This window comes from Xanthomonas campestris pv. phormiicola (genome assembly GCA_025666215.1).
GTDB lineage: Bacteria > Pseudomonadota > Gammaproteobacteria > Xanthomonadales > Xanthomonadaceae > Xanthomonas_A > Xanthomonas_A campestris_A.
The window spans coordinates 5,166,242-5,188,093 of the sequence record CP102593.1; the positions used below are offsets into that span (position 1 = coordinate 5,166,242).

Here is a 21,852-nt window from a genome sequence, read left to right on the forward strand (position 1 = left end):
CGGCGCTACTGGCCGTTCCACAAGTCCGGCAGGCCGTCCAGCAGCCACCAGGTCTTGGCCTGCGCGTCCCAGCGCCAGCGCTCGCGGTAGCGCACGATGCGCTCGGCCTGGGTATTGCGGTTGATCACGCCCAGCTCGATGTCGCGCACCACGTCGCCGTCCAAGGCGCCGACCCGCCCGACCTTGTAGGAGGACACCTGCACCTGGCGGTAGCGCTCCAGCTCCAGATCGGTCAGCGGATGCGCCTGCCGGTAGGCCGGATCCACCGCTTCCCAGGCCGACTCGAACTCGCTCCAGCGGATCGCCGCGCCGTACGCGGTCTGCAGGTCGTCGAGCTTGTTCTGCTGGTTGCGGCTGCCGGCCAGCGCGGTGCCGGACAAACCCAGCACCAGCAGCAGCGCCAGGGCGCGGAACGTCGAGGGCATGGCGGGTTTCCGGGTAGGCGCGAGCGGTGCGCGCATCCTACCCTTTCGCGATGGCGACGAAACGCCCGCTCAGCGTCGCCGCCGCGGCGGCATCGGCGGGTCCGACCTGGGCCTGGATGCCGATCCGGGCACGGCCGCGCTGGCGGAAGGTCTGCACGAAGGTGGTCCAGTCGCCCTGCGCATCGGCGCTGGCCTGCGCGTGGAGGTCGGCATACAGCGGCGCCAGGTAGCGCACCTGGGTATCGGCGACGTAGACGTCGGCCTGCAGGCCGGCGCGGTGCAGTTCGCAATTGACCAGCGCCCAGCCTGCAAGCGTCATCACCGAACCCAGGCTGCCGCCGAAGGCGTTGCCCTTGTCGTTGAGGTTGGCCGCCAGCGGCGCGACCACATGCAGGCGCTGTTCGGCATAGCCCTGCAGCGCGACCTGCAGCGCCGCCACCGGCGGCATCGCGTCGAACTGCCGCTGCAACTGCTGCAGGAACGCATCGAAAGGAAGATCCGCTGCCATGGTGCGATTGTGCTGCCGGTGGGGGCTCGCATAATGCCTGGCATGAGCGCACATGCAACCGCGGCCGCCGCGGCCTGGACCCTGATCTCGCTGCGCCCGCAAGGCGAGCACGCGCCGCTGCGGCGTGCCGCGGCGCGGGTCGGCGCGCGGCTGCTGGCGGTGTCGCCCTGGCGCCTGCAGGCCTGTGCCGACGACGCCACGCGCGCCGCGCTGGCGCTGGCGCTGGCCGCGCCGCGGGTGATCTTCAGCAGTCCGGCGGCGGTGCGCGCGGCCGCGGCGCTGCAGCCGCTGGCAGCGGCGCCCGGGCAATGCTGGCTGGCGGTGGGCACCGGCACCGCGCGCGCGCTGCAGCGCCAGGGCATCGCCGAGGTCGCGGTGCCGGAACGGATGGACAGCGATGGCCTGCTGGCCTTGCCGCAGCTGGCCGCCCGCGATGGCGCCGTCGGCCTGATCACTGCGCCCGGCGGGCGTGGCCTGATCGCCGCGCAGCTGCAGGCGCGCGGCACGCCGCTGCAGCGCGCCGATGTCTACCGCCGGGTGCCGGTGCCCCTGTCCGCCGCGCGCATCGCCCGGCTGCGCGCCGCGGCGCCGGGCGTGCTGGCGCTGAGCAGCGGCGAGGCGCTGCGGCTGGTGCTGGACCACCTGCCCGACGACCTGGCCGCAGCCTGGCGCGCGCGGCCGCTGGTCGCGGCCAGCGCGCGGCTGGCCGCGCAGGCCGCCGAACTCGGCTTCGCCGACATCGCGCGCGCCGCCGGCCCGCTGCCGCAGCAACTGGCCACTGCCGCCGCCGCGGCCGTAACGCGCTCGCCACCTCGCTGAACGCGCGCCGCCCCCCGGCTTGCGGGCGTGGTGCCGCTCACGCCATGCTCCCGCGTGCCGCGCGTCCTGCCGTCGCCATCGTCGCGACGGAACGCAGGCGATAAGGAAGCTCCCGCCGATGACCGAAATCTCGTCCACGCCTCGCCGCTCCACGCGCTGGATCTGGCTGCTTCTGGTGCTGGCCATGCTGGCGGCGCTCGCGCTGGCCGGCTGGCGCGGCTGGGAGGGGTGGCAGGCGCGCAATGCGCGCGCGCTGGCCGAGCAATCCGAGACTCAGCTGCAATTGCAGGCCCTGCAACAGAATCTGGAGACCCTGCGCCGCGACCAGCGCGCCACCGTGCAGCGGGTGCAGGACGCGGCCAGCACCAACCGCGTGCTGCGCGACGAGATGCTCGGCCTGAGCCAGCGCAGCGCGCTGCTGGAAGACAACGTCGCCAAGCTCGCCGACTCCAACCGCCACGGCGCCCAGGCGCTGCGCCTGGACGAGGTGGAACTGCTGCTGAGCCAGGGCCAGCAGCGCCTGGACGTGGCCGGCGACACACAGGGCGCCCGCCGTGCCTATGCGCTGGCCAGCGGCGTGCTGGAAGGCGTGGACGATCCGCGCTATCTCAACCTGCGCCAGGTGCTGCTGCAGGAACGCACCGCGCTTGACGCGCTCGGCGAGGGGCCGCAGGCGCGGCTGTCGGCGCAATTGGACGCCTTCGCCGCCAGCCTGGAGGGGTTGCCCACGCAACTGCCCGAGCGCACGCAAGCGCCGCTGTGGCAACGGCTGCTGTCGCCGCTGGTCAAGATCCGCCCCGCCCAGGGCGGCGTGCTGGTCGCGCGTTCGGAGCGGGTCGCCGCGCGCGACGCGTTGCAGTTGGACCTGAGCCTGGCGCGCGCCGCGCTGGAGCGTGGCGATGCGCGCGGCTACCGCGACGCGCTGACCCGCGCCGGCACCTGGCTGCAACGCCTGTGGCCCGATTCGGCGCCGCTGCGCGAACGCCGCGCCGCATTGCAGACCCTGCGCAACGCCGCCCTGCGCCCGGCCGTCCCCGAGCTGGGCACCACCCTGCAGCAGTTGCGCAGCATGCGCGACGCAAGGAGCCAACCATGAAATCCCTCCGTTCCCTGATCGTGTTGCTGGTGGTGATCGCCCTGGGCGTGATCGGCGCGCAGTGGCTGGCGCAGGACAAGCTGGGCGACCTCGGCGAAGTGATCGTGCGCGCCGGCGGCAACGACTACATCTCGCCGCTGCCGCAGGCGGCGCTGCTGCTGGTGATCGCCTTCCTGGTGCTGTTGCTGCTGTGGAACCTGCTCAGCTACCCGTTCCGCGCCTGGGGCCGGCATCGGCGCAAGCAATCGCGCGCGCGCCTGATCGAAGGCCTGAGCGCGCTGCACAACGGTCAGTGGACGCGCGCGGAGAAGCAGCTCGATGCTGCTGCGGAAGATCCCGAAGTCAGCGCCATCGCCCTGGTCGCGGCGGTCCGCGTGGCCGATGCGCGCGCCGACACCGAGGCCGCCAACCGCTACCTGCAACGCCTGGCCGAACGCGACGCCGGCGCGCACGCGCTGCTGCAGGGCGAACGTCACCTGGCCCAGCAACGTCCGGTCGATGCGATCAATGCCTTGGACGTGGCCGCGGCGCAGCCGTTGCCGCCGCGCGGGCTATTGCTGCGTACCGAGGCGCTGACCAGCATCGGCCGTGCCGGCGAGGCCTACGGGCAACTCGGCGCGATCCGCCAGCAGCAGGCCTTGCCGCTGGACGCGATCGCCCCGCTGGAAGCGCGCCTTGCCGCGGCCTCGCTGCACCAGGCGGGCGATGCCAACGCATTGGCCGAACGCTGGGAAAGCCTGCCCAAGTCGCTGCGCAGCGAACCGGCGGTGGTCGAGGCCTATGCGGTGCGCGCCGCCGCGCTGCACTGGGACGACGCGGCGCTGCGCAGCGTGGAACAGGCGCTGGACACGCGCTGGGACGAAAACCTGGCCGCGCTGTACGGGCGCCTGCCGGTGGAAAAATACGATTCGCGCCGCGCCAGCGCGCAGCGCTGGCTGCAGAGCCATCCGCACAGCCCGGGCCTGCTGCTGACCCTGGCGCGCCTGGCGCGTCAGCAGCAGCAATGGCCGCAGTCGGAGGAATTCCTGCACCGCGCGCTGGCGCTGGGCGCCGGCGCCGAGGCCTGGGAGGCGTTCGGCGAGGGCTATGCCGACACCGGCGACATGTTCATGGCACAGCGCTGCTACGCCAACGCGCTGCGCGTGCAACGCGGCGAACTCGCCCAGCCGCTGCCCGCGGCCAGCGCGCCAGTGGTGCCGACCGATCCGGATCCGGGCCTCGCCGAGCGCCGCGACGAACACGGATTGCCGCGCCTGCAGGAATGAGCCCGGCGGCGCCAGGGAGGACGCGCTGGTGACCGCGGCCGGCGTCCCCGTTCAACGATTGCAGCGCCGGCGCTTGGCCGCTCGACCCGACCCGCTCAGCGCCGCAATGCGGCCGGCAGCGCCGGCAGGCGCGCCAGGAATGCAGGCGCCACGCCCTTGTAGCGCGCATAGCGCTCGTCCATGCGCCGCGGCACCAGGATGCGTGCGCCGAGCAGGCCGACCACCAGCATGGCCAGGAACAGCCCCAGGCCCAGCCAGATCCCGGCCTCCTTGCCGACGGCGAACCCCAGCAACGGTCCGACCACGAACGCCGTCGCGGTGAGCAGCACGAAGCGGTTGCGCCGGCGTCGATGCTCCGCGCACATGCCGAGCACGTGGCTGCTGCGTTTGCGCACCCCGAGCGCGACGAGCGCGTAGATCACCACGCTCACCAGGATCAGCGCGTACCAGCCCGGCGCGTGCCAGTAGAACGTGCGCTTCTTCAGTTCGTCCTCGCGCAGCGCCACCCCGCACTTCACGCAGTGCGCCGGGAACGGCGTATCGCGCAGGCACAGCAGTTCGTCGCCGTCGCGCCACAGCGTCTCGCCCGGCAGCGGCGGCGGCATGGTCGTGGTCTGGATGGCGGCGTCGGGCGCCTGGTACGGATTGAAGCTGTCCTGCTGGTTCATGGCATGCGCCCCCCTGCGCGCCGTTCGTCCTGCGTCGTGCAGGCGGATCGGCGCGCAGGGTAGCGCAGCGGCAAACGCTGCTGGCGGACATGGCGGCGATCGCGGCCGCGTCGAGCCACGCTTCCGCCTTTCTGACGGTGCGCCCCGGCACCATCAGCTTGCACGCCTTCGCGGTCCTACGCCGATGGCGCGCGGACCACGCGCCGCGGCTCAGCGCTCGACGATCGCCACCACGCCCATGCCGCCGGCGGTGCAGATCGAGATCAGCGCCCGCCCGCCCCCGCGTTCGACCAGCTGCTTGGCGACCGTGGCGACGATGCGCGCGCCGGTCGCGGCGAACGGATGGCCGGTGGCCAGCGAGGAGCCCAGCGGATTGATCTTGGCCGGATCGATCTGCCCCAGCGGCGCGTCCAGGCCGAGCCGGGTGCGGCAGTAGTCCTCGCTCTCCCAGGCGCGCAGCGTGCACAGCACCTGCGCGGCGAAGGCCTCGTGGATTTCGTAGATATCGAAGTCCTGCAGGCTCAGGTTGTGCCGCTTGAGCATGTCCGGCACGGCGATGGTCGGCGCCATCAGCAGGCCTTCGCCGTGCACGAAGTCCACCGCGGCGACCTGCGCATCGCGCAGGTAGGCCATCGGCACATGGCCGTGCGCCTGCGCCCATTCCTCCGAGGCCAGCAGCACCGCGGCGGCGCCGTCGGTCAGCGGTGTGGAATTGGCCGCGGTCAGGGTGCCGCGGCCGCTGACCTTGTCGAACGCCGGCTTCAGCGTGGCCAGCTTCTCCAGCGAGGTGTCGGCGCGCAGGATGTTGTCGCGCTCCACGCCGCGGAATGGGGCGATCAGGTCGGCGAAGAAGCCGCGCTCGTAGGCCGCGGCCAGCTTGTGGTGCGAGGACACCGCCCAGGCGTCCTGCGAATCGCGCGCGATGTTCCACTGTTTGGCCATGTCCTCGCAGTGGTCGCCCATGCTCTTGCCGGTGCGCGGCTCGGCCACGCCGGGGAACTCGGGCTTGAGTTCGGCGAACTTGAAGCTGCGGGTCAGCGCGCGGATCTTGTCGCCGGTGGTCTTGGCGCGGTTGGCGGCCAGCAGCCGCGCGCGCAGCTTCTTGCCGTACACGATCGGCACTTCCGACGTGGTGTCCGAGCCGCCGCCGATGCCCGACTCGATCTGTCCCAGCGCGATCTTGTTGGCCACGGTGATGATGCTGTCCAGGCTGGTGCCGCAGGCGCGCTGCAGGGTGATGCCCGGCGTCAGCGGCGACAGGCCGGACGACAGCGCGGCCTCGCGGCCCAGGTTCCAGTCGCTGGAGTGCTTGATCACCGCGCCCATCGCCACCTCGCCCAGCTGCTGGCCGTGCAGGCCGTAGCGCTCGACCAGCGCGCCCAGCGTGCGCACCGACATGCCGAGGTTCCCGACATCCGCATACGCCGTGTTCTGGCGGCAAAACGGAATACGGACGCCGCCGAGAATGGCGACGGGGCGGGCTACTGGCATGGGATTACCTCGCGCGAGGGGGTCGGGGGCATGGCCTGCACGTTAGCGCAGGCATAATGAAGCGAGTGTAGCTTTGCGCCCGCGACGGGCCAACCGCCAAGCCATGAGCCAAGCCATTGCCAGCATGAATGCCCGCGGCGTGATCGCCCTGGAACTGTCCGCCGGGCTCGCCCCGGCCCGCGCGGCGCTGCCGCACGCCCTGGCCGCGGAACTGGCCGAGAAGGTCGGCCGCGACCTGGCGCAACTGGTGCCGGCGGTGCGCGAACTGGAATTGAGCCTGGCCGGCGCGCATTTCGACCCCGCCGAGGTGCTGCGCCCCGGCTGGCCGATGCACCGGCGCCTGGACGAGCTGTGCGCGCGCGCCCCCGGCCGTGATGCCGGCCCGCGCCTGCTGGCCTTCGGCGCCGATGCCGACGGCGCCGTGCCGCTGCCGTTCCAGGCCGACACCGCCCTGCTCGGCGGCGCGCTGCGGGTGGTGCCGTTCCTGCTCAGCGGCCCGGCCGAGACGCTGCAACCGGTCGCCGAGGCGCTGGAAGAGGTGTTGCTGGCACAGGGCATGGCGCAGCCGGACACCGCACTGCTGGCGCAGCAGGCGTTCGGCGCGCAGATCGAGCACGCACGCTATCTGACGGTCAACGACCTGGCCGCGATGATGTCGATGCAGTACGACAACCAGGGCCTGGCGCCGCTGTGGCCGCTGATCGAGACCGCGCTGCTGGCGCCGGATGAGGAAGAATGGCTGGCCAGCCCGCCCGAGCCGCTGCTGCGCTACCGCGGCGGCGAAGTGCGCATGGCCCTGTTCGACCCGGCCAGCTGGTGCGCGCACTACGCCCACGACCGCCAGGACTGCGAGCGCCTGCAGCGGGTCTACGAACACTACCTGGCCCGGCAGCGGCAACTGGCCGCGGTGCTGGAAGCGCATGGCATGCCGGTGCTGTACGTGCATTGCGAGGCCGGGCAGGACGCGAGGCAAGCATTGCTGGCGGCGTGAATCGCGCTTGATCGCGGGGGTGGCACGGGTGACGGTGGCTCGCAAGCGAACTTGCGGGGATCCGACCGAGCCGCCCTGCGATCAGCGCGTCGGCGCCGAGGCTGTCCAACGCCGTCTGCGTCCATCGCTTCGTGCGTCGCGACTGAAGTCGCTCCCACAGGTGTTGCGGCTCGGCGCCGAGCGTTCTGTAGATGGGGTTTCAACCCGACCTGCGCCGAAGCCGGCAGCCTCCCGGCAGATCCCGCCTCAAGCCATCGACCCAGATAGGCACCGAAGCCGGCCGACTTCCCGGCTTCGCTCGTCGCGGCTGAAGTCGCTCCCACACAGGAGTTCGTCGCGCTGGCTGGGTGCACTGTGGGAGGGACTTCAGTCCCGACTGCTGCCGAAGCCGGCCAACCTCCCGACTCCGCTCGTCGGGGCTGAAGCCGCTTCCTGCACAAGCGGACGCATTTCCTGCACAGGCAGGCTCTGGCGGCCTGCAGCGGGGCGGTAGAAGCGGTTTCACTCCCGACCGGCGCTCCGAAGTCGGCGGAGTTGCCGACTTCGGAGCCCGTCGCCGCCGGTGGCCCGAAGCCACCGGCGGCGCGCTTGCACAGGCGTACGACGACCTGCCGCTTACTGCGCGGAAGGCGCCGCCGCTGCGCCCGCCGGGGCCGCCGCGCTCGCGTTGCCCTTGATCACGCCGCAGGCCAGGCGGCCGCCGGCGTTGCCGGTGGGCTGGGTCTTGTAGTCGTCCGGGTCGGCATGGACGATCACCGCGTGGTTGAGGATGTCGAAGCCGTCGCCCTTGCCGATGTTGACGTTGTTGGACACCGCCGCGTCGATCGTGGCCTTGCCGTCGGCGTCGGCCTTCAGGTTCGGCATGTCGCCGCCGTGGTGCGGGTCGACGCTGACCTGGCCGTGCGCGGACTTGGCCGGGTTGAAGTGGCCGCCGGCGCTGCTGCCGTCGGGCGCGCTGCAGTCGCCGAACTCGTGGATGTGGAAGCCGTGCTCGCTGTTGGGCTTGAGCCCGGTGATGGTGCCGGTGACGTGCACGACGCCATCGACCGTATCGAACTTGACCTCGCCGGCGACCTGGTTGCCCTGGGTCGGGCTCAGCGCGGCGCCGGCGCCGGCGGCGGCCTGGCCGGGCGTGGCGGCGGGCGCGGGTTCTGCGGCCGCTGCCGGGGTGGCCGCCGGCGTCGCCGCCGCGGGAGCGTCGGCCGCGGCAGGCGCTTCGCGCTTGCAGGCGCCGAGCGCGAGGGTGGTGGCCAGGAACAGGACGGTGGGAAGCGTACGCATGGTGGTTCTCCTTGAGGGGCCGCGGAATGCGGACGTTCGCCGCGGAGCGCGCTCCGGGCGGATGATCGGTTAGCGCAGCACGCGGATCACGCCGCAGGCCACGCGCGCGCCGGCGTTGCCGGCCGGCTGGCTGCGGTAGTCGTCGGCATCGGCATGCGCGACCAGCGCGCGGCCGGCGATGTCGTTGGCCGCGCCGCCGCCCAGCACCACGCCGCGCAGCAGCACATCGACCTGGGCGAGGCCATCGGCATTGGCGCTGAGGTTGTCCATGTCGCCGGCATGGTGCGGACCGCTGCCGGCGCGGCCGTGCGGGCTGCCCAGCGGATTGAAGTGGCCGCCGGCGCTGCTGGCGTCGGCCGCGCTGCAATCGCCGCGTTCGTGCACGTGGAACGCGAACGCGCGGTTCGGCTGCAGGCCGCCAAGGGTGCCGGTGATGCGCACGCCGCCGGGCGCGGCGACCAGCGACAGCTTGCCGCTGACCAGGCTGCCGGAAGCCGGCGCAAGCACCGCCTGCGCCTGCTGCGCGGTGCCGCTGGTGGGCAGCGGCGGCGCTTTCGGCGGCGGCGGCGGCGCTACCGGTGGCGCACTGCTGCAGCCAGCCAGTATCAGCAACGCGCTTCCCACAATGGCATGCAAGCTGTAACGCATCGGCATTGGCTCCTTGTGCAGCGAAAACTAGAGGGAGGGCCGTTCACAGCTCATGAAGGCGGCGCCGGCGCGCAAGTCTAACCGGCGCTGCGCGCCGGTTCGGGATTCGGGATTCGGGATTCGGGATTCGGGATTCGGGATTCGGGATTCGGGAATCGGGAATCGGGAATCGGGAATCGGCAGAGCGTCGCAGCTGTTGGCTTACGGAGTCTGCGGAACGAGCAGAGCAAGCAAGCGTGCTTTTCCGAGTCCCCGGTCCCGAGTCCCGAGTCCCGGCAACTCAGCGCCGGCGCCGGCCCGGACCCAGCTTGCGGGTGACCGTGTTGCGGCCCACGCCCAGGCGCGCGGCGGCTTCGGCACGGCGGCCCTGGGTGAAGCGCAGCGCCACTTCCAGCAGCGCCTTGTCGAAACGGTCGCGCGCTTCCGCGTGCAGGCCCTCGGCGCCGTCGGTCAGGCGCTGCTGCGCCCAGGCCGACAACTGCGCATCCCATTCGCCGCCCTCGCCGCTGCGCTCGCGGCGGCTGCCGCGCAGCAGCGCGCCGTCCACGTCGTGCGCGTCGATGACCTCGGCCGGCGCCAGCGCGGCCAGCCGCCAGCACACGTTCTCCAGTTCGCGCACGTTGCCCGGCCAGGCGTAGCCGCGCAACGCGTCCAGCGCCGCCGGCGACAGCCGTTTGGGCGGGGTGTCGAGCTTGCGCGCGGCCATCGCCAGGAAGTTCTCGGCCAGCTGCGGCACGTCGGCACGGCGCTCGCGCAGCGGCGGCAGCTGCAGCCGCACCACGTCCAGCCGATGCAGCAGGTCGGCGCGGAAGCGGCCCTGTTCGACCAGCGCCTCCAGGTCCTGGTGGGTCGCGGCGATCACCCGCACGTCGACCCGGATCAGTTCGCGGCCGCCGACACGGAAGAATTCGTTCTCGGCCAGCACGCGCAGCAGCCGGGTCTGCAGCGGCAGCGGCATGTCGCCGATCTCGTCCAGGAACAGGGTGCCGCCGTCGGCCTGTTCGAAGCGGCCGATGTGGCGCCGCTGCGCGCCGGTGAAGGCGCCGGCCTCGTGGCCGAACAGTTCGCTTTCCAGCAGTTCGGCCGGGATCGCCGCGGTGTTGAGCGCGACGAACGGCTTGCGCGCGCGCGGCGACTCGGTGTGCAGCGCGTGCGCGACCAGTTCCTTGCCGGTGCCGGTTTCGCCGTTGATCAGCACCGACAGCGGCGCCTGCGCCAGGCGGCCGATGGCGCGGAACAGCGCGCGCATCGCCGGGGTATCGCCGATCAGTTCGGCGCTGCCCTGGCTGGACACCGGCAGCGCGACCTCGGCGACGCCGCCGGCCTCCGGCAGCGCGCGCGCGGCCAGCGCCACCGCGTCGTCCAGGTCGAACGGCTTGGACAGGAATTCGTGCGCGCCGCCGCGGAACGCGCCGGCGGTGCTGGCCACGTCGGTGTAGGCGGACATCACGATCACCGGCAGTTGCGGATGCGCGGCCTTGAGCTTGTCCAGCAGCACCAGGCCGTCGTCGCCGGGCATGCGCACGTCGGTGAACAGCAGGTCCGGCAGCGGACGCTGCGCCAGCGCCTGCAACGCCGAGGCGGCGCTGTCGAAGCCGTCCACGCTGTAGCCGGCGTCGCGCAAGGCGGTGGACAGCACGAAGCGGACCGAGCGGTCGTCGTCGACCACCCAGATGCGTTGCGATCCTTCCAGGGATTCGGTCATCGGAATGCTCCTATTCGGGGTCCGCTGCGGCCTGCGGCAGCAGCAGGGTGAAAACGGTATGCCCGGGGCGGGAGCGGAAAGTCAGCGAACCGGCGTGCTCGCGCGCCACCTGCTGCGCCAGCGCCAGGCCCAGGCCGCTGCCCTCGGCGCGGCCGCTGACCAGCGGCAGGAACAGGTGCTCGGCCAGTTCCTCCGGCACGCCACGGCCGTCGTCGACGATCTCCAGGCGCAGGCCGCGCGCATGCACGCGGTCGCGGATGCGCTGGGCGTGCTCGACGCGGGTGCGCAGGGTCACCTGCGCCGCGCCAGCCTGGATCGCGTTGCGGACCAGGTTCCACACCGCCTGGGTCAGGCGGTCGGCATCGCCGAGGAACTCGGGAATGCTCGGGTCGTAGTCGCGCTGCAGGCGTACCGACCAGCCGCCCTCGTTCTCGGCCAGGCGCAGCACCCGTTCCAGCACCGCGTGGATGTTGAGCATGGCGTGCGGCCGTGCCGGCGCCGGCGACAGCAGCTGGTCGAGCAGGCTGTTGAGGCGCTCGATCTCCGCGCCGATCAGGTCGATCAGCTCGCGCTCGTCCTCGTCGCGATGCTGCGCGCGCCGCGCCAGCAGCTGCGCGGCGCCCTTGAGCCCGGCCAGCGGATTGCGCAGTTCGTGGGCCAGCCCCTTCAGCGCCGCGCCGAGCGCGTTGGGCAGCGCCTGGGCCGGATCCGGGGTGGGGAATTCGTCGACCGGGTGCGCTTCCAGCAGCCAGCCGCCATTGTCCATCCGCGACAGCCAGCCCTCGGCGAAGCGCGGGGTCTCGCCGGGAATGGCCAGCGCCATGCGGTGCAGGCGCAGCACATCGCGCTCGTCGTTGAGCAGGAACCGCGCCAGCGCGTCGCCCTGCACTTCCAGCGAGGCCAGCGGCTGGTCGAGCAGGCGCCGCACGCTGACGCCCAGCCAGCGCGCGAAGGCCGGATTGGCGCCGAGCAGGCGGCCATCGGCATCGGCCCACACCACCGGGGTGCCGAGCGCGTCGAGCGGGGGGGGAGGCGCCGTCATGAGCATTGCACCAATGTAGTGCAAAGGCTGCCGTGCGGCGCTGAACGCCTGGCCAGGCGGGCCATCTGCCGGAACCTGCCGGCACCGCGGGCCGTCGCCGCGGTGCGGCCTGTCGCGGCCATCGCAGCCAGCGGGCACGAGGCGCCGCAGGCGACGAAGAAAGAAATGCGTGGGGGTCGGGCGAGGCTAGCGGCCACGCGGGAATACCTCAGATCGCTAAGAAAACTGCCGTCGTTCCGCCCCATGGAGCGCCGGCGATGGCCACTGACCGCCAGGACCGGTGCATACCGGCCGCAGGCGGGATTGCCGCAGCGGCCCGCGACGCCAGGTCGCGGGCCGGTCTTGCTCAGGACTCGTACGCGGCTTCGCCGTGCGAGGTGATGTCCAGACCCTCGCGCTCGGCTTCTTCCGACACCCGCAGGCCGAACACCAGCTTGGCGACCAGGAAGCCGACCACCGAGACCACGCCGATCCAGACCACGGTCACGCCGACGCCGGTGGCCTGCACCAGCACCTGGTGGCCCATGGTCACGCCTTCGGCATAGCCGGCGCCGCCCAGGGCCTTGTCGGTGAACACGCCGGTCAGGATCGCACCGACGATGCCGCCGACGCCGTGCACGCCGAACACGTCCAGCGTGTCGTCGGCATTGAGCAGCTTCTTCAGCCCGGTCACGCCCCACACGCAGATCACGCCGGCGGCCACGCCGATGGCGATCGCGCCGAACGGGCCGACGGTGCCGGCGGCCGGGGTGATGCCGACCAGGCCGGCGACCATGCCCGAGGCCACGCCCAGCGCCGAGGACTTGCCCTTGACCAGCTTCTCGACCAGCGACCAGGCCAGCACCGCGGCGGCGGTGGCCAGCAGCGTGTTGAGGAAGGCCAGTGCCGCAGTGGCGTTGGCTTCCAGCGCCGAACCGGCGTTGAAGCCGAACCAGCCCACCCACAGCAGCGAGGCGCCGACGAAGGTCAGGGTCACGTTGTGCGGCTTGAGCGCGGTCTGGCCGAAGCCCAGGCGCTTGCCGACGAAGTAGGAACCGACCAGACCGGCGACACCGGCGTTGATGTGCACCACGGTGCCGCCGGCGAAGTCCAGCGCGCCCTTGGTGAACAGGAAGCCCGGGGCCGCCCACACCATGTGCGCCAGCGGCAGGTAGCCGAAGGTGAACCAGATGACGATGAACAGCAGCACCGCGGCGAACTTCACGCGTTCGGCGAAGGCGCCGACGATCAGCGCGCCGGTGATGCCGGCGAAGGTCAGCTGGAAGGCGACGAACACGTATTCCGGCAGCTTGAAGCCCTTGGAGAAGGTATCGGCCAGCGTGGTGGCGTCGACCCCGTGCAGCAACGCCTTGTTGAGCGTGCCGACGAACGGGCCGCCATCGGCGAAGGCCAGGCTGTAGCCGTACAGCACCCACAGGATCGCGATCAGCGAGAACACCACGCCGACCTGGATCAGCACCGACAGCACGTTCTTGGAGCGCACCATGCCGCCGTAGAACAGCGCCAGGCCCGGCACCACCATCAGCAGCACCAGCAATGTGGAGGTCAGCATCCAGGCGACGTCGCCCTTGTCCACCACCGGCGCGGCGACGGCAGGCGCGGCCGCCGCCGGCGGTGCCGGCGGGGTCAGTTGTTCGGTGACCACGTCCGGCGTCGGCGCCGGGGTCACTTCGGCCTGGGCCAAGGCCGTGCCCGGCACGCCCATCGCCATCGCGCTGACCAGCATCAGCATGCATACCGCGTAGAACCGGGCCTTCCACCCGGAGAAAAGACCTGTCTTCATGAGGGGCTCCAGGGTGGGGTTAGAGCGCATCTGCGCCGATCTCGCCGGTGCGGATCCGGATGACCTGTTCGATGGCGGTGACGAAGATCTTGCCGTCGCCGATCTTGCCGGTCCCGGCCGCGGTCTGGATCGCCTCGACCACGGCCTCCAGACGCTCGTCGGTCACCACGGTCTCGATCTTGATCTTGGGCAGGAAATCGACGACGTACTCGGCACCGCGGTACAGCTCGGTGTGTCCCTTCTGCCGGCCGAAGCCCTTGACCTCGGTGACGGTGATGCCGGACACGCCTGCCTGCGACAAGGCCTCGCGGACCTCGTCGAGCTTGAATGGCCGGATGATGGCGGTGATCAGTTTCATGCGCATACCCCGTTGGTGGAAGGAGCCGGCCGCCGAACGCCGGCCGGCGGTTTGCATGTCATCGGCGCCGCGAACGGCGCCATCCTGCTGCGCGGTGCGTCCCGCGGATCACGCCGTGGCGCGGCGCACGGCAGTGCGACGGCAACGGCGACGTGGGAGGGAGCGTGGCCCACGGCACGCAAGCGCTGTCTTTCGTGGTGCATCCCCTGGAAAACCGGCTGGTGCGACTGATTCGGGCGCGGACCACCGGCACGGCTCCCCAGCCGAGTAGGTGGCGGCGATGACGAAGGAGGGAGGGGGAACCTTCGCCATCGCCGCGCGTGGAACTCAGTTGGCGTAGTACAGCTGGTATTCCAGCGGGTGCGTTGCGGCGCGGAACTTGGTCACTTCCTGCATCTTCAGCGCGATGTAGCCGTCGATGAAGTCGTCGCTGAACACGCCGCCGGCCTTGAGGAACTCGCGGTCGGCATCGAGCGCTTCCAGCGCCTGGTCGAGGCTGGAGCACACCTGCGGGATCTTCTTCTCTTCTTCCGGCGGCAGGTCGTACAGATCCTTGTCGCTGGGCGCGCCCGGGTCGATCTGGTTCTTGATGCCGTCCAGGCCGGCCATCATCAGCGCGGCGAAGGTCAGGTAGCCGGACTGCAGCGGATCCGGGAAACGGATCTCGATGCGGCGCGCCTTCGGGTTGGACACCCACGGAATGCGGCACGAGGCCGAGCGGTTGCGCGCCGAGTAGGCCAGCATCACCGGCGCCTCGAAGCCCGGGACCAGGCGCTTGTAGCTGTTGGTGCCGGAGTTGGTGAAGGCGTTGATCGCCTTGGCGTGCTTGAAGATGCCGCCGATGTACCACAGCGCCATCTGCGACAGGCCGCCGTAGCCGTCGCCGGAGAACAGGTTGGTGCCGCCCTTGGCCAGCGACTGGTGCACGTGCATGCCCGAGCCGTTGTCGCCGACGATCGGCTTGGGCATGAAGGTCGCGGTCTTGCCGTTGCGGTAGGCCACGTTCTTGATGATGTACTTCATCATCATCAGCTCGTCGGCCTTCTTCACCAGCGAGTTGAACTTGGTGCCGATCTCGCACTGGCCGGCGGTGGCCACTTCGTGGTGGTGCACCTCGACCTCGATGCCGACCTGCTCCAGGGTCTTGCACATTTCCGCGCGCAGGTCCTGCAGCGAGTCGGTCGGCGGCACCGGGAAGTAGCCGCCCTTGACCGCCGGACGGTAGCCGCTGTTGCCGCCTTCGATCTTGCTGCCGCTGCTCCAGGCCGCTTCTTCCGAATCGATCTTGAAGAAGGTGTGGCCCATCTCGTTGCCGAAACGCACGCCGTCGAAGATGAAGAATTCCGGTTCCGGGCCGAAGAACGCCTGGTCGGCGATGCCGCTGGACTTCAGGTAGGCCTCGGCGCGCTTGGCCACGCCGCGCGGGTCGCGGTCGTAGCTCTGCATGGTGGCCGGATCGAGGATGTCGCAGGTCAGGACCAGGGTCGGATCGGCCATGAACGGATCGATGAACGCGGTGTCGGCGTCGGGCAGCAGGACCATGTCCGACTCGTTGATGCCCTTCCAACCCGAGATCGAGCTGCCGTCGAACATCTTGCCTTCTTCGAACAGCGCCGGCTCGATGATGCTGACGGGGAAGGTCACGTGCTGCTGCACGCCGCGCATATCGACGAACCGCAGGTCGACGAACTCGACCTTGTTGTCCTTGACCAGCTTCTCAATATTTTCCGCAGACATCGATGAAACCTCGGGTTGGTGAATGACTTGCGCAGTAAGAGCAATCGCCGTGCCAACTGTGACCGGTTCACAAGTCCTTGATTTTGGTGAAGGGAGCACGCCAACAGGGCAAAACGGATGCACCAAATTGGTTCTATTGCCATTTCGAGCACCGAAATGGTGCTTCAAGCAATGTTTTATCCTTGCCCGGCTTTCCTCCCCCACGAGCCGAACCCTCCCCATGAGCGACATGTTCTCCGCCCTGCTGCTGGGCATCCTCGAAGGCCTGACCGAATTCCTGCCGGTCTCCAGCACCGGCCACCTGCTGATCGCCGAGCAATGGCTCGGGCGCCGCTCGGACTTCTTCAACATCGTGATCCAGGCCGGCGCGATCCTGGCCACCACCCTGGTGTTCCGGCAGCGGCTGTGGACGCTGGCCACCGGACTCGGCGACCGCGCCAACCGCGACTACGTGCTCAAGCTGGGCACCGCGTTCCTGGTCACCGCGGTGGTCGGCCTGGCGGTGCGCAAGGCCGGCTGGCAACTGCCGGAAACGGTGCAGCCGGTGGCCTGGGCGCTGGTGATCGGCGGCGTGTGGATGCTGGTGGCCGAGCATTTCGCCGCGCGCATGCCCGAGCGCGAGCTGGTGACCTGGAAGGTGGCCATCGCGGTGGGCCTGGCGCAGGTGGTGGCCGGCGTGTTCCCCGGTACCTCGCGCTCGGCCGCGACGATCTTCCTGGCGATGCTGCTGGGCCTGAGCAAGCGCTCGGCCGCAGCCGATTTCGCATTCCTGGTCGGCATCCCGACCATGTTCGCGGCCAGCGGCTATTCGTTCCTGGAGCTGTACAAGAACGGCGCGGTGGGCAGCGAGGACTGGGGCGACGTGGCCATCGCCTTCGCCGCCGCGGTGGTGACCGGCTTCATCGTGGTGAAGTGGCTGCTGGGCTACATCAAGTCGCACCGCTTCACTGCGTTCGCGGTGTACCGCATCGTGCTGGGGGCGGCGCTGTTGCTGTGGCTGCCGGCGGCCTGAGGGCTGGTTGGCTGGCGGCCGTACCCTCACCCCACCCCCTCTCCCGACGGGAGAGGGGCTAGCGGCTGTTCCCTTCTCCCGTCGGGAGAAGGTGCCCCGCAGGGGCGGATGAGGGTACGGGCGCAGCCTCGCGCACCCAACTCCGCGAGTCGCTTTCGCGCCGGACCCTCACCCCAACCCCTCTCCCGGCGGGAGAGGGCTTCAGGCAAGCTTGGGATTCAGGCTGTACGTGCCATGGAGGCTGGCCTCGGCCAGCACATGGCCTTGCATCGCGCGCAGCGCGTCGGCGGCGGTGAAGCGCGCCGGCAGGTCCAGCGTGGCCACGTCCAGCGCGAACAGGCGGAAGAAATAGCGGTGCATGCGCAGGTCGTTGGCCGGCGGGTACGGACCGTCGTAGCCGTAGTAGTCCCCGCCCATCTGCGCATCGCCGGCGAACCAGTCGGTATAGCTGTTCAGGCCCTGCCGCGCGCCAGGCAAACCGGGCGGCTGCCGCTTGCCCCTGGCGACGACGCCGTCGCTGGCGCTGCCTTCGGCGATCTCGCGCACCCCGGCCGGAATCTCAACGGCAGCCCAATGCACGAAATTGGTGCGTGGCTGTTCAACCGGGATCTGCACGTCGTCGCGGCCGACCATCTCGGCCACGGTCGGTACGTCCGGATCGAGGCACAGCAGCGCGAACGCCGCGGTTCCGGCCGGGACGTCGTCCCAGGCCAGGTGCGGATTGCGGTTGGCGGCGAAGCCGTCGGCCTGGCCCATCGCGTAGGTCGCGGCGATCGGCTGGCCGGGCTGGATGCTGTCACTGCGAAGACGCATGCGGGAACTCCAGTGAGGGGAAATCAGCTTTCAGCGTAGCCAAGGCGCACGGCCACCGGCGTGAGCAGCGCGAACGCGGCCGCCAGCGGCGCGGCATAGGCGCGCCAGTGGCCGGACGGCAGCCGCGGCGGACCGATCGTGGGCACGCTCGGGAACGGGATGCCGAAGGCCTGTTGCAGCGCCGCGGCCACGCCGGCCGGATCGGCCTCGATGCCGTCCAGGCGCAGCACGCGGTGCGGATACAGGTCCTGCTCGTGCAGCTCGGCGACCTGGGTCAGCACCGCCGCCAGCCAGTGCGCGCCGGTCTCGGGGGTGGCCAGGCCGAGCGGGGCCGGGGCGCCGTTGGCCAGCCAGTCCAGCAGCATGTCGCGCGGATCGCGCAGCGCGATCAGCAGCCGCCCTTCCGGCAGCTGCGGGCGCAGCGCACGCAGCAGCGCGTTGTCCCACCACAGCAGCCAGTCGACGATGTTGCCGTCGTCGATGCCGCGCGCCGGCAGCTGCGCGCGCCACTCGGCGATCAGCGCCGCGCCGTCGAGTTCGCCGCTGTCGAGCTGGGCGACGCTGCGGTAGCGCTGGAAGCCGTCGGTCGGCGGCTGCGCGCCGAAGCGGTCGCCGCGCAGCACCTGGCTGGCCGCGTCCATCACCGCAACGACCCGCTCCACGCCGCTGCCCGGCGCGCCCCACACGAACAACGGCCGCGCCCGCACCTGCGGATCGATCTCGGCCAGCGCCGGCCATTGCGCCGGGGCCTGGCCCAGCGGCGGCAGCGGCAAGCGGTGCGGCAGCTGTTCCTGCTGGAACGCCAGCCAGGTCGCCAGCGCATCGGCCGGGCGCCCGGCGCTGTCCTGCACCGCCGCCAGCCACGGCCGCAACACGGTCTGCTCGGTCTCGGGCATGCGCTGCATCAGGTCGCGCACGTGGGCGATGGCCGCGTCGTGCTCGCCGCGCTCCAGCAGCGCCTCGACCAGGCGTTCCTCGCCGCTGATGCGGCCCGGTTCCAGCGCCACGATGCGCTGCGCCACGGCCTCGCCCTGGTCGCGCTCGCCGGCCATGTCGTGCACCCGCAGCTGCGCTTCCAGCGCCGGTACGTGGCCCGGCATCGCCGCCTGCCAGCGCGCGATCAGCGCGCGCGCCTCGGCGCCGCCGACCGGCTCCAGCGCCAGCCGCGCCAGCCACAGGTCGTGCGCATCGGTCGTGGTGGCCAGCGCCGCTTCCAGGGTGGCGCGGGCATCGTCGACCGCGCCCAGCCGCTGCCAGGCGATCAGCGCCGCATGCAGGGTGCGGCGATCGGCCGGGGCCACGCCCAGCGCGCGCCGCAGGTGCTCCAGCGCATCGGCCGGGCGCCCGGCCTGCAAGGCGTATTCGCCGGCCAGCCGGCGCATGCCGGCGGTGTCGCTGACCGGATCGGCCAGCACCGCGTCCAGCGCCGCAATCGCATCGTCCAGGCGGCCCTGGCGGTGCGCCAGCTGCGCGACCAGCGCCATCAGCGCGCTGCTGCCGCGGGTCAGCGCGGCGACGCGGCGGAACGCGGTCTCGGCGAACGCCAGGTGCTGCTTGTCCAGGTAGGCGAAGCCCAGCGCGTACAGCAGGCGCGGATCGTCGGGCAGCGCGTTGCTGGCGCGCGACAGCAGCGCCAGCGCGCGATCGGCGTCGCCGCGGCGCAGCGCCAGCATGCCGTCCAGGCCCAGCAGCTGTGGGTGGTCCGGATCCAGCCGCGCGGCGGTGCGGCTGAGCCGCTCCACTTCGTCCAGGTCGCCGCGGCCCAGCGCCAGGTGGGCGCGCATCACGTAGGCCAGGAACTGGTTGGGATCCAGCGCGGCGGTGCGCGCCAGCGCGTCCTCGGCCTGGGCCAGGTCGTTGGCGCTGAGCAGCATGCCGGCGCGCAGCAGGTGCAGGCCGGCGTCTTCCGGCGCCAGCGCGATGGCCTGGTCGATGCCGACCAGTGCGGCGGCGGTGTCGCCGTTCTGCTGCTGCGCCAGCGCCAGCCAGCGGTGCGCCTGCGCGTCGGCGGCGGCGTCGGCCACCCAGGCCTGGGCGATGCGCAGCGCGTCGGCGTTGGCCTGGCGGCGCAGGGCGTCGAGAATTTGCTCTTGCATTGAGGGTCCGGCTCTGGGCAAACCGGCATTGTAGCGGGAGCGTCCCGCCGGCCTGCGCCGGGGCGTGCACCCGTCCCGGAGCAGGCCGCGTTGGCTCTGGCGGACCGTCGGTGGTGCTGCGTGGCGCAGCGCCGGACTGGCGGTCAGGTCAAGCCACGCGGCGCCGACTGGCGCTCTGCCAGGCCCACTGCGCAAGGCCACGCGCGGCGCGGCGCGTTCGGGAATGGGCGATACGCTCCAGGCTCAGGCGGGCACACCGTCGGTCAGGCGCTCGGCCACCCAGCGCTCGGCGAAGCCGTCGCCGCGCGCGTTCTCGATGAAGCCGCAGTGCCCGCCCCAGCGCGCGATCTCCAGCCGCGCCAGGGCCGGCAGGCGCAGGTTGCGGAAGTCGTCCAGCGGGATCACCGGGTCGTCCTCGGCCATCAGGATGTCGGCCGGCACGTGCAGGCCCTGCAGGCGTTCGCCGGCGATCGAATAGCTGTCGAAATAGGCTTCCAGGCTGGCGAAGCCGGCGTGGCGCTGCGCCAGCCAGGCCATCAGCTCGCGCATGTCCAGCGCCAGGGTGGCGTCGTCGTAACCGTGCCGATCGGGGAACAGCTCGCGCTTGCGCAGCAGCGACTCGCGCCACTTGCGGCGGAAATACCAGTCGTAGAACTGCGGGCCGTTCTCGATCCGCTGCATGGTGGTGGCCGGGTCCAGCAGCGGGCACACCGCCGCCACGCGCTGCAGCGGCAGGCCGGCGGCCGGCGCGCGCAGCGCCAGGCGCAATGCGAAGTTGCCGCCCAGCGAATAGCCGGCGGCCAGCAGCGCCGGCGCCGGGAAGCGCCGCCACAGGTCGCTGGCGGCGTTGACCACTTCGTCCAGGCGCTCGGAGTGGAACAGGTCCACGTTGAGGTGGTGGGTGCCGCCGTGGTCGCGGAAGTTGAGCCGGAACACCTGGTAGCCGCGCGCCAGCAGCTGCGCGGCGGTCAGGCGCATGTAGCTGGAGTCGGCGCTGCCTTCCCAGCCGTGCAGCAACAACACCGTGCCGCGCGGCGCGGTGTCGGCCGGCACGCTCAGCCAGCCCTGCAGGCGCACGCCGTCGCCGCCGTCGAGGATGTGCGAGGTGGTGGTCGCGCCGCTGGCGGCGAGCAGCTGTTCGCCGCGGCGCACGCGCAGGGCGCTGGAACCCAGCACCGATTGCAGGTGCGGGTTGCGCAGCCAACGCGGGGGGAGGTAGTCGGCGGCATTCATCATCGGCAGCGAGCTTGCGCCGGGCGATTGGAGCAATAGGTCAAATCGCCCGGGCCGCAGTGTTCCATGGTTCAGCGTTGCGCCATCGCCGCGACGATGCGCGCGCGCGAGATCTCGGCGATGCGCCGGCGCCCTTCCACGTCCTGCAGCCGGATCGGCTCCAGGAAATGCACCTCGGCCACGCGGCCCGGCTCGCCAAGCAGGCGCAGGAAATTGGCGAAGAAGCTCTCGTGCGGGCCGAACGCGATCAGCGTCTGCGCCGAACCGCCGGCGCCATAGCGCACCGCCACCGGCTGCACCGCCACCTCGGCTTCCACCGCGGCCTGGAAGATGCGCGCATGGAACGGGCCGACGTCGTGGCCGCCACGGGTGCGCCCTTCCGGGAACACGCCGACCGAGCGCCCCGAGCGCAACCGCTCCAGCATCGCCTGCAGCACCCCGCCCAGCGATTCGGTGTTGCCGCGCTGGTGGAAGATGGTCTGCCCGCGCGTGGCCAGCCAGCCGACCAGCGGCCAGCCGGCGATCTCGCGCTTGGCGACGAAGCCCATCATGCGCTGGCTGTGCAGCATCACGATGTCGATCCAGCTGACGTGATTGGCCACGAACAGCACCGGATTGCGCAGCGGCGTGCCGACCCGGCGCACGCGCAGGCCGAAGATGCGCAGCAGCCAGGTCGACCACCAGCACACCACGCGGTCGCCGAACGATTCGATGCCGGCGCGGCCGGGCGACAGCGCCATGCAAGCCAGCAGGAACGGCAACGACACGAACACGTGCAACGCCAGCAGCGGAACGCGGTAGCCGTAACGGACCCAGCGCAGCGCCCCACCGTGGTGGTGCGTGGCGGTTGAGGAGAACTCGCTCATTCTGGTCAGGGTACC

The 21,852-nt window shown here is 71.3% G+C and carries 20 protein-coding genes; 5 read left to right on the forward strand and 15 right to left on the reverse strand.

Annotated elements, in window-relative coordinates; all coding sequences use genetic code 11:
- Positions 1 to 5 precede the first annotated feature (5 nt).
- Together NRY95_21925 and NRY95_21930 are read right to left on the reverse strand one after the other, a co-directional pair.
- The gene (locus NRY95_21925; GenBank protein UYC16299.1) at positions 6 to 425 is read right to left on the reverse strand and encodes a hypothetical protein; all 420 of its coding nucleotides are present in this window, start codon (positions 423 to 425) and stop codon (positions 6 to 8) included.
- 37 nt (positions 426 to 462) lie between these two features.
- A complete protein-coding gene (locus tag NRY95_21930) occupies positions 463 to 933 on the reverse strand; it encodes a thioesterase domain-containing protein (GenBank protein ID UYC16300.1) in 471 nt (156 codons plus the stop codon).
- Between the two features lie 33 nt (positions 934 to 966).
- Between NRY95_21930 and NRY95_21935 the strand changes: the two genes are divergently transcribed.
- The 3 genes from NRY95_21935 to NRY95_21945 all read left to right on the forward strand — a co-directional run bounded on the left by NRY95_21935 (position 967) and on the right by NRY95_21945 (position 4,113).
- Entirely contained in the window at positions 967 to 1,752 is a 786-nt protein-coding gene (locus NRY95_21935; GenBank protein ID UYC16301.1) for a uroporphyrinogen-III synthase, read from the forward strand.
- Positions 1,753 to 1,870: 118 nt separating this feature from the next.
- A complete protein-coding gene (locus tag NRY95_21940; GenBank protein UYC16302.1) occupies positions 1,871 to 2,848 on the forward strand; it encodes a uroporphyrinogen-III C-methyltransferase in 978 nt (325 codons plus the stop codon).
- Positions 2,845 to 4,113, forward strand: coding sequence for a heme biosynthesis protein HemY (locus NRY95_21945; protein UYC16303.1), 1,269 nt, complete (start codon positions 2,845 to 2,847; stop codon positions 4,111 to 4,113). Before NRY95_21940 ends, NRY95_21945 begins: the two co-directional genes overlap by 4 nt.
- A gap of 95 nt (positions 4,114 to 4,208) precedes the next feature.
- Here the strand turns inward: NRY95_21945 and NRY95_21950 are convergent, their stop codons facing one another.
- Both NRY95_21950 and NRY95_21955 read right to left on the reverse strand, forming a co-directional pair.
- Entirely contained in the window at positions 4,209 to 4,781 is a 573-nt protein-coding gene (locus tag NRY95_21950) for a hypothetical protein (GenBank protein UYC16304.1), read from the reverse strand.
- Between the two features lie 210 nt (positions 4,782 to 4,991).
- Positions 4,992 to 6,272, reverse strand: a complete 1,281-nt coding sequence (locus NRY95_21955; GenBank protein UYC16305.1) for an acetyl-CoA C-acetyltransferase — start codon at positions 6,270 to 6,272, stop codon at positions 4,992 to 4,994.
- A 103-nt stretch (positions 6,273 to 6,375) separates the two neighbouring features.
- Between NRY95_21955 and NRY95_21960 the strand changes: the two genes are divergently transcribed.
- A complete protein-coding gene (locus NRY95_21960) occupies positions 6,376 to 7,263 on the forward strand; it encodes a hypothetical protein (protein ID UYC16306.1) in 888 nt (295 codons plus the stop codon).
- A 615-nt stretch (positions 7,264 to 7,878) separates the two neighbouring features.
- Here the strand turns inward: NRY95_21960 and NRY95_21965 are convergent.
- The 7 genes from NRY95_21965 to glnA all read right to left on the reverse strand — a co-directional run bounded on the left by NRY95_21965 (position 7,879) and on the right by glnA (position 15,817).
- Positions 7,879 to 8,544, reverse strand: coding sequence for a superoxide dismutase family protein (locus NRY95_21965; GenBank protein UYC16307.1), 666 nt, complete (start codon positions 8,542 to 8,544; stop codon positions 7,879 to 7,881).
- Positions 8,545 to 8,613: 69 nt separating this feature from the next.
- Positions 8,614 to 9,192, reverse strand: a complete 579-nt coding sequence (locus NRY95_21970) for a superoxide dismutase family protein (protein UYC16308.1) — start codon at positions 9,190 to 9,192, stop codon at positions 8,614 to 8,616.
- Between the two features lie 280 nt (positions 9,193 to 9,472).
- Entirely contained in the window at positions 9,473 to 10,897 is a 1,425-nt protein-coding gene (ntrC, locus tag NRY95_21975) for a nitrogen regulation protein NR(I) (GenBank protein UYC16309.1), read from the reverse strand.
- A 10-nt stretch (positions 10,898 to 10,907) separates the two neighbouring features.
- The gene (locus NRY95_21980; GenBank protein ID UYC16310.1) at positions 10,908 to 11,945 is read right to left on the reverse strand and encodes an ATP-binding protein; all 1,038 of its coding nucleotides are present in this window, start codon (positions 11,943 to 11,945) and stop codon (positions 10,908 to 10,910) included.
- A gap of 340 nt (positions 11,946 to 12,285) precedes the next feature.
- Entirely contained in the window at positions 12,286 to 13,722 is a 1,437-nt protein-coding gene (gene amt / locus NRY95_21985; GenBank protein ID UYC16311.1) for an ammonium transporter, read from the reverse strand.
- Between the two features lie 19 nt (positions 13,723 to 13,741).
- The gene (locus NRY95_21990) at positions 13,742 to 14,080 is read right to left on the reverse strand and encodes a P-II family nitrogen regulator (protein UYC16312.1); all 339 of its coding nucleotides are present in this window, start codon (positions 14,078 to 14,080) and stop codon (positions 13,742 to 13,744) included.
- A gap of 327 nt (positions 14,081 to 14,407) precedes the next feature.
- On the reverse strand, positions 14,408 to 15,817 hold the full coding sequence (glnA, locus tag NRY95_21995; GenBank protein UYC16313.1) for a type I glutamate--ammonia ligase: 1,410 nt from the start codon (positions 15,815 to 15,817) through the stop codon (positions 14,408 to 14,410).
- Positions 15,818 to 16,037: 220 nt separating this feature from the next.
- Here glnA and NRY95_22000 point away from each other — a divergent pair, with 220 nt between their 5' ends.
- Positions 16,038 to 16,829, forward strand: a complete 792-nt coding sequence (locus tag NRY95_22000) for an undecaprenyl-diphosphate phosphatase (GenBank protein ID UYC16314.1) — start codon at positions 16,038 to 16,040, stop codon at positions 16,827 to 16,829.
- A gap of 201 nt (positions 16,830 to 17,030) precedes the next feature.
- Here NRY95_22000 and NRY95_22005 read toward each other — a convergent pair whose 3' ends face one another.
- The 4 genes from NRY95_22005 to NRY95_22020 all read right to left on the reverse strand — a co-directional run bounded on the left by NRY95_22005 (position 17,031) and on the right by NRY95_22020 (position 21,837).
- A complete protein-coding gene (locus NRY95_22005) occupies positions 17,031 to 17,642 on the reverse strand; it encodes a YbhB/YbcL family Raf kinase inhibitor-like protein (GenBank protein ID UYC16315.1) in 612 nt (203 codons plus the stop codon).
- A gap of 23 nt (positions 17,643 to 17,665) precedes the next feature.
- The gene (locus tag NRY95_22010; protein UYC16316.1) at positions 17,666 to 19,738 is read right to left on the reverse strand and encodes a tetratricopeptide repeat protein; all 2,073 of its coding nucleotides are present in this window, start codon (positions 19,736 to 19,738) and stop codon (positions 17,666 to 17,668) included.
- 243 nt (positions 19,739 to 19,981) lie between these two features.
- Positions 19,982 to 20,971 (reverse strand): alpha/beta fold hydrolase, encoded by a 990-nt coding sequence (locus tag NRY95_22015; protein UYC16317.1) that lies wholly within the window; start codon positions 20,969 to 20,971, stop codon positions 19,982 to 19,984.
- Positions 20,972 to 21,042: 71 nt separating this feature from the next.
- Positions 21,043 to 21,837, reverse strand: coding sequence for a 1-acyl-sn-glycerol-3-phosphate acyltransferase (locus NRY95_22020; protein ID UYC16318.1), 795 nt, complete (start codon positions 21,835 to 21,837; stop codon positions 21,043 to 21,045).
- Between the last annotated feature and the right edge of the window lie 15 nt (positions 21,838 to 21,852).

What these genes read in the sequence shown, in the direction of transcription:
- NRY95_21925 (UYC16299.1), bottom strand. Translation starts at nt 425, where the DNA reads ATGCCCTCGACGTTCCGCGCCCTGGCGCTGCTGCTGGTGCTGGGTTTG.
- NRY95_21930 (UYC16300.1), bottom strand. Translation starts at nt 933, where the DNA reads ATGGCAGCGGATCTTCCTTTCGATGCGTTCCTGCAGCAGTTGCAGCGG.
- NRY95_21935 (UYC16301.1), top strand. Translation starts at nt 967, where the DNA reads ATGCCTGGCATGAGCGCACATGCAACCGCGGCCGCCGCGGCCTGGACC.
- NRY95_21940 (UYC16302.1), top strand. Translation starts at nt 1,871, where the DNA reads ATGACCGAAATCTCGTCCACGCCTCGCCGCTCCACGCGCTGGATCTGG.
- NRY95_21945 (UYC16303.1), top strand. Translation starts at nt 2,845, where the DNA reads ATGAAATCCCTCCGTTCCCTGATCGTGTTGCTGGTGGTGATCGCCCTG.
- NRY95_21950 (UYC16304.1), bottom strand. Translation starts at nt 4,781, where the DNA reads ATGAACCAGCAGGACAGCTTCAATCCGTACCAGGCGCCCGACGCCGCC.
- NRY95_21955 (UYC16305.1), bottom strand. Translation starts at nt 6,272, where the DNA reads ATGCCAGTAGCCCGCCCCGTCGCCATTCTCGGCGGCGTCCGTATTCCG.
- NRY95_21960 (UYC16306.1), top strand. Translation starts at nt 6,376, where the DNA reads ATGAGCCAAGCCATTGCCAGCATGAATGCCCGCGGCGTGATCGCCCTG.
- NRY95_21965 (UYC16307.1), bottom strand. Translation starts at nt 8,544, where the DNA reads ATGCGTACGCTTCCCACCGTCCTGTTCCTGGCCACCACCCTCGCGCTC.
- NRY95_21970 (UYC16308.1), bottom strand. Translation starts at nt 9,192, where the DNA reads ATGCGTTACAGCTTGCATGCCATTGTGGGAAGCGCGTTGCTGATACTG.
- ntrC (UYC16309.1), bottom strand. Translation starts at nt 10,897, where the DNA reads ATGACCGAATCCCTGGAAGGATCGCAACGCATCTGGGTGGTCGACGAC.
- NRY95_21980 (UYC16310.1), bottom strand. Translation starts at nt 11,945, where the DNA reads ATGCTCATGACGGCGCCTCCCCCCCCGCTCGACGCGCTCGGCACCCCG.
- amt (UYC16311.1), bottom strand. Translation starts at nt 13,722, where the DNA reads ATGAAGACAGGTCTTTTCTCCGGGTGGAAGGCCCGGTTCTACGCGGTA.
- NRY95_21990 (UYC16312.1), bottom strand. Translation starts at nt 14,080, where the DNA reads ATGAAACTGATCACCGCCATCATCCGGCCATTCAAGCTCGACGAGGTC.
- glnA (UYC16313.1), bottom strand. Translation starts at nt 15,817, where the DNA reads ATGTCTGCGGAAAATATTGAGAAGCTGGTCAAGGACAACAAGGTCGAG.
- NRY95_22000 (UYC16314.1), top strand. Translation starts at nt 16,038, where the DNA reads ATGAGCGACATGTTCTCCGCCCTGCTGCTGGGCATCCTCGAAGGCCTG.
- NRY95_22005 (UYC16315.1), bottom strand. Translation starts at nt 17,642, where the DNA reads ATGCGTCTTCGCAGTGACAGCATCCAGCCCGGCCAGCCGATCGCCGCG.
- NRY95_22010 (UYC16316.1), bottom strand. Translation starts at nt 19,738, where the DNA reads ATGCAAGAGCAAATTCTCGACGCCCTGCGCCGCCAGGCCAACGCCGAC.
- NRY95_22015 (UYC16317.1), bottom strand. Translation starts at nt 20,971, where the DNA reads ATGAATGCCGCCGACTACCTCCCCCCGCGTTGGCTGCGCAACCCGCAC.
- NRY95_22020 (UYC16318.1), bottom strand. Translation starts at nt 21,837, where the DNA reads ATGAGCGAGTTCTCCTCAACCGCCACGCACCACCACGGTGGGGCGCTG.